The 15260-nt window shown below is 72.3% G+C and carries 10 protein-coding genes; 5 read left to right on the forward strand and 5 right to left on the reverse strand.

Features of this window, described 5'->3' with window-relative positions; all coding sequences use genetic code 11:
* Positions 1–26: 26 nt before the first annotated feature.
* Positions 27–716, reverse strand: a complete 690-nt coding sequence (gene ftsE / locus C8250_RS18555; protein ID WP_138357585.1) for a cell division ATP-binding protein FtsE — start codon at positions 714–716, stop codon at positions 27–29.
* Positions 717–989: 273 nt separating this feature from the next.
* Here ftsE and C8250_RS18560 point away from each other — a divergent pair, with 273 nt between their 5' ends.
* Entirely contained in the window at positions 990–1178 is a 189-nt protein-coding gene (locus C8250_RS18560; protein ID WP_138357586.1) for a hypothetical protein, read from the forward strand.
* A gap of 136 nt (positions 1179–1314) precedes the next feature.
* On the opposite strand, the gene C8250_RS18565 is transcribed toward C8250_RS18560, so the two are convergent.
* The 4 genes from C8250_RS18565 to C8250_RS18580 all read right to left on the reverse strand — a co-directional run bounded on the left by C8250_RS18565 (position 1315) and on the right by C8250_RS18580 (position 7861).
* Positions 1315–2232 carry a hypothetical protein gene (locus tag C8250_RS18565; protein ID WP_138357587.1) on the reverse strand — a complete coding sequence of 306 codons (918 nt, stop codon included), beginning with the start codon at positions 2230–2232 and terminating at the stop codon, positions 1315–1317.
* A gap of 248 nt (positions 2233–2480) precedes the next feature.
* Complete coding sequence (prfB, locus tag C8250_RS18570) at positions 2481–3602, reverse strand: peptide chain release factor 2 (protein WP_138357588.1); 1122 nt, start codon at positions 3600–3602, stop codon at positions 2481–2483.
* Positions 3603–3753: 151 nt separating this feature from the next.
* On the reverse strand, positions 3754–5943 hold the full coding sequence (locus tag C8250_RS18575; protein WP_138357589.1) for a protein kinase: 2190 nt from the start codon (positions 5941–5943) through the stop codon (positions 3754–3756).
* Between the two features lie 277 nt (positions 5944–6220).
* On the reverse strand, positions 6221–7861 hold the full coding sequence (locus tag C8250_RS18580) for a serine/threonine-protein kinase (protein ID WP_138357590.1): 1641 nt from the start codon (positions 7859–7861) through the stop codon (positions 6221–6223).
* A 445-nt stretch (positions 7862–8306) separates the two neighbouring features.
* Between C8250_RS18580 and C8250_RS18585 the strand changes: the two genes are divergently transcribed.
* The 4 genes from C8250_RS18585 to C8250_RS18600 all read left to right on the forward strand — a co-directional run bounded on the left by C8250_RS18585 (position 8307) and on the right by C8250_RS18600 (position 15227).
* On the forward strand, positions 8307–11459 hold the full coding sequence (locus tag C8250_RS18585) for an FtsK/SpoIIIE domain-containing protein (protein WP_138357591.1): 3153 nt from the start codon (positions 8307–8309) through the stop codon (positions 11457–11459).
* 177 nt (positions 11460–11636) lie between these two features.
* Entirely contained in the window at positions 11637–13019 is a 1383-nt protein-coding gene (locus tag C8250_RS18590; RefSeq protein ID WP_138357592.1) for an extracellular solute-binding protein, read from the forward strand.
* A gap of 76 nt (positions 13020–13095) precedes the next feature.
* Positions 13096–14379 carry a sugar ABC transporter permease gene (locus tag C8250_RS18595; RefSeq protein WP_138357603.1) on the forward strand — a complete coding sequence of 428 codons (1284 nt, stop codon included), beginning with the start codon at positions 13096–13098 and terminating at the stop codon, positions 14377–14379.
* Positions 14376–15227 (forward strand): carbohydrate ABC transporter permease, encoded by an 852-nt coding sequence (locus C8250_RS18600; RefSeq protein WP_138357593.1) that lies wholly within the window; start codon positions 14376–14378, stop codon positions 15225–15227. The genes C8250_RS18595 and C8250_RS18600 overlap by 4 nt, the downstream gene beginning before the upstream one ends.
* Positions 15228–15260 lie beyond the last annotated feature (33 nt).

The raw sequence follows: 15260 nt of genomic DNA on the forward strand, positions 1-15260 counted from the left end.
GACTACGGAGCAGAACCCGGTTCGGTTCAGTGCTGGTAGCCGTAGACACCGCGCGACTGGTCGCGCACCAGTCGCCCCTTCTCGAGCTCGATGACGCGCTTGCGCATCTGGTCGACGATGTTCTGGTCGTGGGTGGCCATCACCACGGTGGTTCCGGTGCGGTTGATGCGGTCCAGGAGCCGCATGATGCCGACCGAGGTCTGCGGGTCGAGGTTTCCCGTCGGTTCGTCCGCGATCAGCAGCATCGGCCGGTTGACGAACGCGCGGGCGATGGCCACACGCTGCTGCTCACCACCCGACAGCTCACCCGGCATGCGGTCCTCCTTGCCGGCCAGGCCGACCAGGTCCAGCACTTCGGGAACCGTCTTGCGGATCGTCCCGCGCGGCTTCCCGATCACTTCCAGTGCGAACGCCACGTTCTCCGCGACGGTCTTGTTCGGAAGCAGCCGGAAGTCCTGGAAGACCGTACCCAACTGGCGCCGCATCTGCGGCACCTTCCAGTTGGAGAGCCTCGCCAGGTCCTTGCCCAGGACGTGCACCATGCCGGTGTCGGTGCGCTCCTCGCGCAGGATCAACCGGAGGAAGGTCGACTTTCCGGACCCCGACGAACCGACGAGGAAGACGAACTCGCCCTTCTCGATCTCCAGCGAGACATCCCGGAGTGCAGGACGGTTCTGCTTGGGGTAGGTCTTGGTGACGCTGTCGAATCGGATCACGTTCGCACCAGTGAGGTAGCCGGATATTGGGGGCGGACAACCGCAGGGGCGGCTCTCCTGGTGTGGGCGACCATACGCGAACGGCGTAGGGCCGCGCAGTCGGCGTCCTGGGTTCGTGTGTTTGCGCACAGGGCACAGGGGGACAAACCAGGCATCGGGCCATGCACGTCACCCTGTGAAATCATGCGAGGCGCGCCGATTGTGCCCGAAGCTGGCACAGTGGAGGAACGGAACGGCCTACTGGCGCGTTCACCGGGCGGAGGAGGAGATGGCATGACATCCGACCGACTGGTGTGCGCCAACTGCGCCGGCCCCGTGAGCGAGGGCCACTGCGCGGTCTGCCGCGCCAACCGCGCCCGCCTCCAACAGGAAAACCCCTGGTCCGCCCTGACCCCGGCAGCCCTGATCGCCCTCCTGGTGGCGCTGCTGGCCGTGGTCCTGGTCGTCGAACACGCCACGTAACCGTCCCGGCACTTCCCGCTGTGCACAGAGGGGTCGGAAGACCACGCCGGTGAGAGAGCACGCCTGAGAGGGGCCCGGAGCGCGCCGCCTGCGCGCTCCGGGCCCCTCTCATGAAGATGTGCTACTGGCGGCCTGTTCAGGCAGCCGTGCGCCGGTTGGTGAGGCGCGGCATCATGCGGAAGCCGATGCCACCGGCGATCATCGTCGCGGCGCCGACCAGCAGGAAGGTGGTCTCACCGGAACCGGTCTTGGCCAGCTCCTGGTTGGTGTTGCCCTGCGCCACCGGCTTGGTGTTCTGGTTGTCGGTGCCGGTGTTGTTGCAGTTGACGCTGTCACCGGTCAGGGTGCAGGTGTTGCCGCCACCGGTCGAACCGCTGGACGAGGAACCGCCCGTGGTGCCCGTGGTGGTGCCGGCGGTCGTGCTGCCCGTGGTGGTGCCGGCGGTGGTACCCGTGCTGGTGCCCGTGGAGGTACCCGTCGAGGTGCCCGTGGAGGTACCGGTCGACGTGCCCGTGCTGGTGCCGGTGCTCGTGCCGGTCGACGTACCGGTGCTGGTGCCCGTGGAGGTACCGGTCGACGTGCCCGTGCTGGTGCCGGTGCTCGTGCCGGTCGAAGTACCGGTCGACGTACCGGTGCTCGTACCCGTGGAGGTACCGGTGCTGGTGCCGGTCGAAGTACCGGTCGACGTACCGGTGCTGGTGCCCGTGGAGGTACCGGTCGACGTGCCCGTGCTGGTGCCCGTGCTGGTGCCCGTGCTCGTGCCCTCGGTGCCTTCGGTGGTGCCCTGGGTGACGCCGACGGTGGTGCCCTCGGTCGTGCCCTCGGTGACGCCGACGGTCGTGCCCTCGGTCGTACCCTCGGTGACGCCGACCGTGGTGCCCTCGGTCGTGCCCTGGGTGACGCCGACGGTCGTGCCCTCGGTGTCGCCGCCCGCGGCGTTCGTCGTGACGGTAACGGCCTGAGCCACACCCACGGCGGTCAGGGACGCGCCCGTGGCGATGACTGCGGCGGCGGCTATACGAGCCATGCGCAGCCGAGTGTTCTTCTTGCTCATCTGGTAACTACCCCCAGTAGCGGATCTTCGTATGTGGAGCAGCTATGGACAGGACGGCAACTCACGTCCCGGTCATACGCATGCCGCGCAACACCTTTCCCATAATTCCCGGCAGCGTCAAGGTCATTCCAACCGGAATGCCGGAATTAGCGTCATATGGCGGTCAGTTGTGTAGGTGGCTGTGACATAAAAAAGGCAACTGCCATCCAATGGATGGCAGTTGCCGACAGAAACCGACGCGTCAGGCCCTAGTCCTGGGAGGCCTTCTGCTGGCCCTTGCGCCAGCGGATGCCCGCCTCGATGAAGCCGTCGATGTCGCCGTCGAGGGCGCCCTGCGGGTTGCCGACCTCGTAGTCGGTGCGCAGGTCCTTGACCATCTGGTACGGGTGCAGCACGTACGAACGCATCTGGCTGCCCCAGGAGTTCCCGCCGTCGCTCTTGCCGAGGGAGTCCATCAGAGCCTGCTCCTCCTGGCGGCGGCGCTCGAGGAGCTTGGCCTGGAGGACGTTCATGGCGCTCGCCTTGTTCTGGATCTGGGAGCGCTCGTTCTGGCAGGAGACCACGATGCCGGTGGGGATGTGGGTCAACCGCACCGCGGAGTCGGTGGTGTTGACGCCCTGGCCGCCGGGGCCCGAGGCGCGGTAGACGTCGACGCGCAGCTCGGACTCGTCGATCTCGAGGTGGTCGGTCTTCTCGACGACGGGGAGCACCTCGACGCCGGCGAAGGAGGTCTGGCGGCGGCCCTGGTTGTCGAAGGGCGAGATGCGCACCAGGCGGTGGGTGCCCTGTTCGACGGAGAGGGTGCCGTACGCGTACGGGGCCTTCACCGCGAAGGTGGTCGACTTGATGCCGGCCTCTTCCGCGTAGGAGGTCTCGTAGACCTCCGTCTGGTAGCCGTGCCGCTCGGCCCAGCGCAGGTACATGCGCTGGAGCTGCTCGGCGAAGTCGGCGGCGTCCACGCCACCGGCCTCCGCGCGGATGTTGACCAGGGCCTCGCGGGCGTCGTACTCGCCGGAGAGAAGGGTGCGGATCTCCAGCTCGTCGAGCGCCTTGCGGACCGAGACCAGCTCTTCCTCGGCCTCGGCGAGGGCATCGGCGTCGGCCTCGTCCTCGGCGAGCTCGAACATCAACGACAGGTCGTCGATGCGGCCCCGGAGCTGCTCGGCCTTGCGCAGCTCGGCCTGGAGGTGCGAGAGCTTGCTCGTGATCTTCTGCGCCGCCTCCGGGTCGTCCCAGAGGGACGGCGCCGCGGCCTGCTCCTCGAGAACGACGATATCGGCCCGCATCGCGTCGAGGTCCAGGACGGCCTCGATCGACCCCATGGTCGAGGAGAGGGACTTCAGCTCTTCGGATACATCGACGACTGCCACGGGTCCAGACTACCGGCTGGTCGAACGGGACGTTCTCGCCCGGGGGCGGTCCTGTGACGGGAGACACCTCCGGGCGCCGGACCCGACCCGGCCCGAGGCATCGGCCGGACCGGCCCGGAGGCCGCACCCGCACCCGCCCGGAGGCCGCGCGTCAGACCTGCGCGGTGGCCCGGGTGAGGGCTCCGGCCGGGGTGCGGACGTACAGCTCCAGGACGCGGCCGGACGACGTGACGGCGGCCGGGGTGGTGGCCTCGGTGGCACCGGGCAGGGCGGCGACGGACCACTCCGCGCCGCCGGCGACCGGGCCCGCGGCCTGCGAGAGGCCGCCGGAGGCGGCGGGGGCGAAGGCGTAGACCCGGTCACCGGAGGCCAGCGGCTCGGGGCGGCCGGCGGCGTCCATGCCCCGCAGGAGGACCGTGGGCCGCCAGGCGCCCGCCGAGTACGGCAGGCGCAGCACGGCGCCGTCGGCCTTGCGGACGACGAACGCGTCCAGGGTGCCCTTCGAACGGGAGACGAGCCCGGGGGCCGCGGTGATGCGGCCCGGGGTGGGGACCACCGACCAGGCGTTCCAGCGGCTGCCGACGAGGGAGGCGGTGACCAGGTCGCCGCCGGACCGGCCGACGAGGTCGATCCGGCCGGGCTCGGAGGAGGCGGCGGCCGGGGCGGCGTCGAACCGGGTGCGCTCGTCGACCTGGTACCACTGGTTCCAGGTTCCGTTGGTCATGGTCCGCCGGTAGAGCAGGCCGTCCGTGCCGAGGGCGAACAGGTCGAGGCGGCCCGGCGAGGCCGAGACGACCGCCGGGTCGTCGGCGACTCCTATTCCCGTCAGGTGCTGCCAGGCGCTGTAGGCGCCCGAGGCGCCGACGCCCCGGGTGACGTACCAGACGTCGTTGTCCTCGCCCCGGGCGAAGACGTACGTGGTCCCGGCGATGGTGATGGCGCGCGGGCCGCCGACCAGCTTCACGCGGGGCGCGGGCACCGCGCTGAACGCGGACCATTGCGGCAGCTCGACCGGGGTGCCGATGGAGCCCTGCGGGGAGGCGGCGCCGGCGGTGGGTGCGGTGGGGTGCGTGGTGGGCGGAGCGGTGGTGGGGTGGTCGTTGTCGGCCGGGGCCGTCGGCCCGGAGTCGCCGCCCAGCGAGGCGATGCCCCAGCCGCCCAGCCCCGCGACGACCAGCGCGGCGGCAGCAGCCGCTCCGACGCGCACCCGGCGGCGGCGCACGACGTCGGAGACGGCGCGGTGCCGCGGGCTCGCCGGGCGCCCGGCGGACGCCCCGCTGCCGCCCTGGCCGCCACCGGAGCGGGAGCCGCGGCCGTACGCGGCCAGCTCCTCGGCGGAGGGCAGCTTCATGCTCGTGTGGGTGTCGCGGCTGGAGTCGGGGGCCGCGCCGCGCACCAGCGGCACGGCGCCGCGGTGGCTCGGCGGCTCGAACAGCCCGATGTCCGGCTCGTACGGGGTGTCGTCGTCGGCGTCCGCCGGGTGCTCGTCCGGCGCGTCCACGTCGAGCGGCGGCAGCCCGGCCAGCCGCGGCAGCTGGTCCCGGAGTCGTTCGCCCAGCTCACCGGCGGTGAGCCGGGACGCGGGGGCCTTGGCGAGACACTGCGAGAGCAGCTGCCACAGCTCATCGGGGATGTCCGGGAGCGGTGCGACGGCCTCGGTCACATGGCGGCGCAGTACGGCGCCGGGGTGGCCGCCGCCGAACGGCGTGAAACCGGCCAGCAGCTCGTAGAGGACCGTCGCCAGGGCGTAAATGTCGACACTTGCCCGGGGCGGGAGGCCTTCGATGATCTCGGGGGCGAGGTAGTCCGGGGTGCCGATGATGCGGGTGGCCCGGGTACGGCGCGGGGAGTCGACGAGGCGGGCGATGCCGAAGTCGGTCAGGAGCGCGGGGGGCGCGCCGCCGGGTCCGGTCGGGGCGGCGGAGTCGAGCAGCACGTTCTCGGGCTTGACGTCACGGTGGACGACGCCGGCCGCGTGCGCGGCGGCGAGGCCGTCCGCGACATCGGCGGCGATGGCGACGGCGGCCTCGGGGGCGAGCCGGCGCTCGCGCTCCAGCCGGGACCGCAGGTCGGTGCCCCGCACCAGGTCCATGACCAGCGCGAGGTCGGTGCCGTCCACGACGAGATCACGGATTCCGACGATCTGCGGGTGGTCCAGCGAGAGCAGCGCGGTGCGCTCCTGCACGAAGCGGCCCACGAGGTCCTGGTCGGAGGCGAGATCCTCGCGCAGCAGTTTGATGGCGACCGGACCCTCGGGGCCCTCACCCAGCCACACCGTGCCGGCGGATCCCCGCCCCAGCACCTGGTGGGCGGTGTACCGGCTGCCGATCTTCCTTGCCAAGGCCTGCTCCGACTCCTCCGACGGTCCGTCGCGCCGTATGCGGCGCTGTCGTGTTGGCGACAAAACTACGCGGCCCGGCGGCCGTTCGGGGGGCCGGTGTGCGGTGACGTGTGGTTCTGCGGGGGAAATCACCCGCCAGGTGTCGACAAGTCGGCAGCATGGCGCGCGTGATGGGGGTCGGCGGCGGGCATGACGAAGCCCGGCGGCACGCGTGACGAAGGTCGGCGTGAACGTCGGCGGTGATCGTGATGCGGGTCGGCGGTGAGCGGTGCCGGGGTCAGTTCCCCGACCCGGTCACCTCGTTGACCTTGTCCCAGGCGGTGCTGATCCAGCCCGTCGTGGTGTCCCAGAGGTTCTGGCCGCTGTCGACCCACTCCGGGAGCGGCGTGGTGTACCAGACCACCACGAAGATGACGATCAGCACCAGAATCGTCGTCAGACAGCCCTTGAGGCAGCCCAGGCCCGGAATCTTCATCGGGTTGGCGCCGCGCGGCCGCGGGTCGCGCCGGGGCTCGGGCTCCGGCGGCCGCTGCGGCTCGTAGCGCTGCGGCTGCGGCTGCTGGTAGCGCGGCTGGACCTGCTGCTGAGGCTGCTGCTGGTAGCGCGGCTGGGGCTGGGACGGCTGCTGCGGGGCGTACGGCTGCTGCCCCTGCTGCTGGTACTGGCCCTGGCCCTGCTGGTACTGATCCTGCTGGTACTGGTCCTGCCGGCCCCGGCCCTGCGGCTGGCCGCCGGGCTGCCGTCGCGGCCTGCGCCGCAGCGGGTCCTGCTCCGGGTCGAGGTACTGCAGCTCCGTCTGCTCGCCGCGCTGGCGGGCCGCGCTGAGCTGGGACTGCCAAGGGTGCGGGCCCTGCTGCTGATCCGCGTTGCCCTGCGGCGGGCCGTCGGGCACCGGCGGCAGGACGCGGGTGCCGTCGGCGCCGGCCGCGGTGGCGATCGGCAGCACACCGGTCGCGCCGTTCGGGTCGTAGCGGTGCGCGGGCAGCACCTGGGTGGGGTCGGCGCTGCCGGGGACGGTGGTCGGCGCGAGGTCGGGGCCGAGCAGCGCGGCGACGCCGAGCGCCGCCTCCGCCTCGGCGGGAGTCGCGTGCACACCGATCCCGGCGGCGGCCACGCGCAGCGCGCGGGCCAGGTTCTCGGCGCTGGGCCGCTCCTCCGGGTTCTTGCGCAGGCAGCGCTCGATGACCGTCCACAGCGGTTCCGGCACGTTGCCGGGGCGCACCGGCTCCTGGCTCAGGTGCGCGTGCAGCACCTCCAGCGCGTTGTCGCCGCGGAACGGCGCACGGCCGGTGACCAGCTCGTAGAGCAGGATGCCCGCGCCGTACAGGTCGACGGCGGACGTCTGCGGCTTGCCCTGCGCGGACTCCGGCGCGACGTAGGCCGGGGTGCCGACGAACTCGTGGGTGCGGGTGATGCCGGGCGAATCCGCCAGACGGGCGATGCCGAAGTCGGTGAGCATCGGGTGCATGCGCGGACTGCCGTCTTCGCCGTAGGTCGTGGCGAGCAGCACGTTCGCTGGTTTGAGGTCCCGGTGCACCACCCCGTCGGCGTGGCTGGCGGCGAGCGCGTCGGCGACGGCGGCGGTCAGCAGGGCGGCGCCGACCGGTGAGAACGGGCCGTTGTCGCGCAGGTACTGGTGCAGGTCGGGGCCGTCGACGAGGTCCATCACCAGGGCGAGCAGATCACCCTCGACCACCAGGTCCCTGACCCGCACGATGTGCGGGTGGCGCAGCCGTACGAGTACGGCGCGCTCGCGCAGGAACCGCATCACGATGTCGGGGTCGCTCGCGAGCTCTTCCTTGAGCACCTTGATCGCGACGACGCCGTCCTCGTCGCGCACCTGGGCGCGCCAGACGGTCCCCGTGGCCCCGCGTCCGAGTACCTCCTCGAGGAGGTACTTGCTGCCTACCGGCCGCACGTCATGCGCTCCCTGGTCTTGGTGGTGCTTCGTGGTACTTCGTGGTTCCCTGCTGCGCGCGGCCTGTGGGGCCGACCGTGCCAACTGTAGTGCGGACGGCCGCGGCGGCCCGCTGACAGCCGCATTCCCGGGCCGCAGGTGGCCGCATCCGGCCCCGGGGACGGACCGCGGAGCTGGGAGGTATGACGCGGCAGGCCACCGCTTGGTTGCTCCGCGACCGCCTTCCATTGCGACAAGCAGCACCTTTCCGGTCAACAACTGATCATTCAAGATCGCTCCTGTCAGGACCGGGGGCGGGTTGTCAGTGGCAAGTGGGAGGATGCATCCCGTACGGGTGTGACGGGGCAACAGGAGCCCGCCCGCTCGTGCTTGTACGTGTCGACGCGCCCGTGCGCGGTGGGGAGGCTTCCTGCCAGGCATCCGGGCAGAAGGGACCGCGGACGAGATGCAGATCCGGCTGACCGTCCTCGGGCCGCGCAGCGGCCGAGCGGGGCGCACCTGCGACGTGCTGGTCACCGCGCCCGCGGGGACCGCGCTGAGCGCGGTTTCCGGAGCGCTCGCGTCCGGAGCCGGCTCCGGCCAGCCCGCGCGCTCCTCCGGCTCCTCGGTCGCGCTCTATTCGGGCGCCGAGCGGCTCGACCCGGGCGCCCTGCTCGGCATGCCACCGCTCGTGGACGGCGCCGTGCTGTCCCTGCACACCCCCGCCGAGCAGCACGCGGAGCCGCCGTCGGGCGCGTCCGCCCCGGCCCGGCTGTGCGTCATCGGCGGCCCGGACTCCGGCGGCGTCCATCTGCTGCAGGGCGGCCAGGTCAGGATCGGCCGCTCCGCCGAGGCCGATGTCCCGCTGGACGACCCCGACGTCTCCCGGCTGCACTGCACCGTCACGGTCGCGGCCGACGGCCGGGTCACCGTCGCCGACCTCGGCTCGACCAACGGCACCACCGTCGACGACCGCCCCGTCGGGGAGCGGCCGGTCGCGCTCTCGCCCGGCGCGCTGCTGCGGATCGGCGAATCGACGCTCCACCTGGAACCGGGCCCGCGGGACGCGGCCGTTCCGGCGGCGCCCGACAGCGAGGGCCATCTGCGGGTCACCCTCCCCCCGGGGAACGCATCCACGACCGGACGGACCGGCGGGACGACACGGGCAGCCGGTGGCCACGGCTCGGCCACGTACCCCGGCCCCCGTCCGGAGTCCGCGCCCGCGGCCCACACGAGTCCCGAGGCGGCCGCCATGCCGCCGCGGCCGTCCGCGCCGCCCGTCCCGCCCGCCGCCGGGCCCTCGCGCCGACTGGACACCCCGCGCAGCGGTTCGCACGGCTACGCCGACCACGCCGAGGGGACGGACGACTCGGCGGCCACCTACGGCCGCGGCGAACGGCTCCGGCCGGACGACACCGTGCAGGTGCGGGTGCCGAAGCCGCCGCAGCCCGGCGCAGGGCGGGTCGCCGGGACCATAGGAGCCTGGGCACGGCGGCTGGCGGCCGGCCGGACCGGGACCGGCGGGGCGGGCCAGGGCGCGGACGGCGCCCGGCTGGCCGCCGAGGCGGCCGCGCTGCGCGAGCGCTGGCCGGACCCGGCCACCGTGCTGCTGACCGCGCTGGGCCCCGGCCGCCGGCTGTGGGAGCGCGGGCCCGACCACCCGGACGCGCTGACGCTGCGGCTGGGCACGGCCGATCTGCCGTCGGAGGACGGCGCGGGCACCCTGCGCACCGTCCCCTTCACCGTCGACCTGCGCGATCCGCACACCTTCGCGCTCGGCCTCGCCGGGCCCCGGCCGCGGCTGGCCGGGCTGGCCCGCGCGGTGCTGGCGCAGGCCTGCGCGCTGCACTCCCCCAGCACGCTGGAGCTCGTCCTGATCAGTGCGGACCGCTCGCGCGGCGCCGAGCAGCGGGCCGACGAGTGGTCCTGGCTCAACTGGCTGCCGCAGCTGCGTCCCGCGCACGGCCAGGACTGCCGGCTGCTGCTCGCCTTCGACCGCGACCAGGCCGCGGCACGCGTCACGGAGCTGGCCCGCCGGCTGGAGGAAGGGCCGCTGGGCTCCGGCTGGGCCGCCGCCGCCCCGGAGGCCGTCGCCGAGGCCGCGGCCCACCGCGAGGGCCCGTACACCCTGGTCGTCGTGGACGGCGACCCCGGTTCCGCGACGCTGCGCGACACCCTCGAACGGATAGCGGCCGCCGGTCCCTCGGTCGGGATGCATGTGCTGTGCCTGGCCGAGTCGCCGGACCGGCTCGCGACGGAGTGCGGCGCCGTCGCCCAGTTGTCGGGCGATGTGGCGACGACCCTGCGGATGGATCCGTACGGGCCGGCGCAGGTCGTCGTCGACGCGGTCTCGCCCGCGTGGGCGGAGCGTTTCGCGCGGGCGCTCGCGCCGCTGCGGGAGACGGACACGGCGGCGCCGCGCGCCCGCAACGCGCTGCCGCGCACCGTGCGCCTGCTGGACGCGCTGGATCTGGCGCTGGCCACCCCCGCGAAGATCACCGCCCGCTGGGACGGCACCCCGGACGACGCGGACGCCCAGGAGGCCGGACAGGACGGCGGGCGGCCGGCCCTCACCGGTTACGCACGGGCCGGGGGCCGCGCCCTGGCGGTGCTGGGCTCGGGCTCCGGCGGCCGGGTCGTCGTGGACCTGGCGGCCGAGGGGCCGCATCTGATGGTGGGCGGCGCCGCCGGTTCGGGGAAGACCGAGCTGCTGCGGTCGATCGCGTCCGCTCTCGCCGCCGCCGAGCGGCCGGACCGGCTGGCGCTGGTCCTGGTCGACGGCGCGGGCACCGAGCGCGGCGAAGGACTGCGCGCGGTCACGGACCTGCCGCATGTCTCGACGTATCTGGCCGCCTCCGACCCGACCCGCATGCGGGAGTTCGCCCAGGCGCTCGGCGCGGAGCTCAAGCGCCGCGAGGAACTGCTCGGCGGCCAGGGCTTCGGCGAGTGGCACGCGGACCGGATGGTGACCGTGCCACGGCAGTCGACGGCGCGCGACGGCGGGCGGGGCGACGGCCGCAAACCGTCCGAGCAGGGCGCGCTGCGCGTCCAGACCCGCAGCGACTCCGCACTCCCCCGGCTGGTGGTCGTGGTCGACGACTTCGACGCACTGGTGGCGCCGGGGCTCGGCAGTACCGGCCGCCCGGCGGCCGGTTCCGTCGTGCGGGCACTGGAGGCGGTGGCCCGCGAGGGCGAGCGGCTCGGCGTGCACCTGATCGCGTCGACGGGGCGCCCGGAGCGCACCTCGGGGACCGAGGCGGACGAACGGTCACGGCTGCGGATCGCGCTGCGCACCGAGGATCCCGCGTCGGCCGCCCTGCTGGTCCATGTCGAGGATCCGGCGGGGCTGGACGAGGAGGTGCCCGGCCGCGGCTATCTGCGCCGTCCCGGCGGCGCGGTGGCGCCGTTCCAGGCGGGCCGGGTCAGCGGACGCATCCCCCGTACGGCGACGCTGCGGCCCACGGTCGTACCGCTGGAGTGGGAGCGGATGGGCGACCCGCCGACCCGCCGGCCGCTGCGCGAGCTCGGCAACGGGCCGACGGACCTGGCGCTGCTCGCCAGCGCGCTGCAGCGGGCCGCGGAGTCCGCGGGGGCGGGCCCGGCCCAGCCGCTGGTGTGACCGAGGCGCGACCGCCGGCTCCGGCGGATCGGGCGGGGGCCCAATTCTCCGGTGATTAAACCCCTCTGACGCCGCATCACGTCAAGGTCACGATCAACCCCTATACCCCGCCCATGCCCTTGCGTCGCCGATCGGCCCGGGCGTAGGACAGACGGACCGGACCGAGGGGATGAGCAGATGCGTACATTCAGCACGCGCGCGCACAACCACCAGGCACGAACCGCGCTGGCCGTTGTGGCGGCCGCCGCACTGGCGCTCACCGCGGCCGGCTGCGGCAGTGACGACAAGAAGGACGCGGGGCCGTCATCGGGCGCTCCGTCGGCCTCGTCGTCGGGGCTCCAGTTGCCGGATCTCAAGGGCCAGAAGCTCGAAGTGGCCGCCGTGTGGACCGGCGCCGAGCAGAAGAACTTCCGAGGTGTGCTGGACGAGTTCGAGAAGCGCACCGGTGCGAAGGTGACGTTCGTCCCGACGGGCGACAGCACCTCCACCTTCCTCGGGACGAAGATCCAGGGCGGGGCGCCGCCGGATGTGGCGTTCCTGCCACAGGTCGGCGTGCTGCACCAGTTCGCGGACAAGGGCTGGCTCAAGCCGATCGGGCCCGAGGCCCAGGCGCAGCTGACCAAGAACTTCTCGAAGGGCTGGCAGGATCTCGGCGCCTACCAGGGCAAGCAGTACGGGGTCTACGCCAAGGCCGCCAACAAGTCGCTGGTCTGGTACAACACCGCGGCCTTCCAGCAGGCGGGCGTCACCGAGCCGAAGACGTGGGACGACTTCCTGAAGGCCGCGGAGACGGTCTTCGAGTCGGGCACGCCCCCGGTATCGGTCGGCGGCGCGGACGGCTGGACCCTCACCGACTGGTTCGAGAACGTCTATCTGAGCCAGGCCGGCCCCGAGAAGTACGACCAGCTCGCGCAGCACAAGATCAAGTGGACCGATCCGTCCGTGAAGGACGCGCTGACCACGCTGGCCGGGCTCTTCGGCAAGAAGGACCTGATCGCGGGCGGCCAGAGCGGCGCGCTGCAGACCGACTTCCCGAAGTCGATCAGCCAGACGTTCACCGGCACCCCGCCCGGTGCCGCGATGGTCTACGAGGGCGACTTCTCCGCCGCGGTCATCTCCTCCAGCACCAAGGCGAAGGTCGGCACCGACGCCAAGGTGTTCCCCTTCCCGGCCGTCGGCAGCGGCAAGCCGCCCGTGGTCAGTGGCGGTGACGTCGCCGTGGTGCTGAAGGACGGCAAGGGCGCGCAGGCGCTGCTGACCTTCCTCGCCTCGACGGACGCGGCGCAGGTGTGGGCGAAGCCCGGCGGCTACGTGTCGCCGAACAAGTCGCTGGACCTGGCGGCCTATCCCGACGAGGTCTCGCGCGCGATCGCCAAGGCGCTGATCTCGGCGGGCGACGACTTCCGCTTCGACATGTCCGACCAGGCTCCCGCCGCCTTCGGCGGTACCAAGGGCGAGGGCGAATGGAAGGACCTGCAGGACTTCCTGGTGAAGCCGACCGACGTGGCGGGCGCCCAGGCGAAACTCGAAGCGGACGCCGCCAAGGCGTACAAGAACTGAGGCACCGGTGGCCTCGACGGTGACCACGGGGGGCGCGGCCGCGGCCGGCCCGCCTCCCGTGAAGCGCAAGTCCCTGATGGGCACCCGCCCCTGGGTGGCACTGGTCTTCCTGCTGCCCGCGCTGGTGCTGCTCGGCTCGCTGGTGCTGTACCCGATCGGGTACACGATCCAGCGCAGCCTCTTCGACGCGGACAACTCGGCGTTCGTCGGCCTGAAGAACTTCGGCGAGGTCTTCACCGACCACAGCAATCTGACGGCCGTCAAGAACAACGCGATCTGGGTGGTCATCGCCCCGGTGGTGGCCACCGCGCTGGGCCTGATCTTCGCGGTGCTGACCGAACGGGTCTCCTGGGGCACGGCCTTCAAGCTCGTCGTCTTCATGCCGATGGCGATCTCGATGCTGGCGGCCGGCATCATCTTCCGGCTGGTCTACGAGAACGACCCGGACCGCGGCGTCGCCAACGCGGTCGTGGTCGGCATCCATGACACCTTCGCCGAGGCGTCCGCCTATCCGGGCGCCAGACCGCGTCCGAACGCCGGTCTCGCACCGTCGGCAGGCGGCTCGTTCACCACCAAGGCGCAGGCGCAGCCGGGCACGGCGGCGGCGCTGCCGCTGATCGGCGTCCCGCAGAACAAGCTGCCGGGTGACACGCAGGACGCCAAGGCCGCCGCGCCGGCGGCGGACGGCGGTGTCTCGGGCACGGTGTGGCTGGACTTCAAGCCCGGTGGCGGCGGCACGACCGGCGCGATCGACCCGGGCGAGAAGGCGCTGCCCGGCGTCAAGGTCGAGGCGGTGAAGGACGGGAAGGTCGTCGCGTCGGCGAAGTCCGGGGACGACGGCACGTTCGCGCTGCCGGCCTCGGCGGCCGGCGCCCGGCTGCGGCTGCCCTCGTCCAACTTCGCCACCCAGTACAACGGGGTGGACTGGCTCGGTCCGAGCCTGGTCACGCCGTCGATCATCGTCTCGTACATCTGGATGTGGGCGGGCTTCGCGATGGTGCTGATCGCGGCCGGCCTGGCGGGCGTGCCGCGTGAACTGCTGGAGCAGGCACGGGTGGACGGCGCGAACGAGTGGCAGGTGTTCCGGAAGATCACCGTGCCGCTGCTGGCACCGGTGCTGGTGGTGGTCCTCATCACGCTGATGATCAACGTGCTGAAGATCTTCGACCTCGTCTACATCATCGCCCCGGGTGCCTCCCAGAGCGACGCCAACGTGCTCGCCCTGCAGCTGTACCTGAAGTCCTTCGGCGGCGGCAACGACCAGGGCGTCGGCAGTGCGATCGGCGTCCTTCTGCTGCTGCTCGTCCTGCCCGTGATGATCTTCAATATCCGGCGGCTGCGCAGAGAGGCACGACGATGAGCGCGATCGCGGCGAAACTCGCCTCCTGGGTCAGCGGAGGCGCGGTACGCGTCTTCCTCATCGTGGTCGCGCTCTTCTGGCTGCTGCCGACCATCGGTCTGCTGCTGTCCTCCTTGCGCGACCCCACGGACATCGCGGCGTCCGGCTGGTGGAAGGTCCTCAGCGCCCCCTCCCAGCTCACCGTCTCCAACTACAAGTCGCTGCTCAGCAACGACACCGTCGTCAACTCGCTGGTCAACACCATCCTGATCACCGTCCCCACCACGCTGCTCGTCGTCGTCATCGGCTCGCTGGCCGGCTACGCGTTCGCGTGGATGGACTTCCGGGGCCGCGACTGGTGGTTCCTGGCCGTGGTGGGCCTGCTGGTGGTCCCCATCCAGGTGGCGCTGATCCCGGTCGCCCAGCTCTTCGGGAAGATCGGCATCTTCGGCGACATCACCGGCGTCGTGCTCTTCCACACCGCCTTCGGCCTGCCGTTCGCGATCTTCCTACTGCGGAACTTCTTCGCCGAGATCCCGCGCGAACTGCTGGAGGCTGCGCGGCTGGACGGAGCCGGCGAGCTGCGGCTCTTCACCACCGTGATCATGCCGCTGGGCGGCCCCGCCATCGCCTCATTGGGCATCTTCCAGTTCCTGTGGGTGTGGAACGACATGCTGGTGGCGCTGATCTTCGCCGACAGCGACTCGCAGCCGATCACCGTCGCGCTGCAGCAGCAGGTCAGGCAGTTCGGCAGCAACATCGACATCCTCGCGCCGGGCGCGTTCGTGTCCATGGTCATCCCGCTCGTGGTGTTCTTCGCCTTCCAGCGGCAGTTCGTCTCGGGGGTGATGGCCGGCGCCGTGAAGTAGCCCGCGCCCACCCGCGGGAAGCTCACCCCTGGA

This window comes from Streptomyces sp. So13.3 (genome assembly GCF_005860785.2).
GTDB lineage: Bacteria > Actinomycetota > Actinomycetes > Streptomycetales > Streptomycetaceae > Actinacidiphila > Actinacidiphila fildesensis.

Excerpts from the sequence above, each read along its gene's own strand:
- C8250_RS18560 (WP_138357586.1), top strand. The coding sequence starts at position 990 with ATGACATCCGACCGACTGGTGTGCGCCAACTGCGCCGGCCCCGTGAGC.
- C8250_RS18565 (WP_138357587.1), bottom strand. The coding sequence starts at position 2,232 with ATGAGCAAGAAGAACACTCGGCTGCGCATGGCTCGTATAGCCGCCGCC.
- C8250_RS18585 (WP_138357591.1), top strand. The coding sequence starts at position 8,307 with ATGCAGATCCGGCTGACCGTCCTCGGGCCGCGCAGCGGCCGAGCGGGG.
- C8250_RS18590 (WP_138357592.1), top strand. The coding sequence starts at position 11,637 with ATGCGTACATTCAGCACGCGCGCGCACAACCACCAGGCACGAACCGCG.
- C8250_RS18595 (WP_138357603.1), top strand. The coding sequence starts at position 13,096 with ATGGGCACCCGCCCCTGGGTGGCACTGGTCTTCCTGCTGCCCGCGCTG.
- C8250_RS18600 (WP_138357593.1), top strand. The coding sequence starts at position 14,376 with ATGAGCGCGATCGCGGCGAAACTCGCCTCCTGGGTCAGCGGAGGCGCG.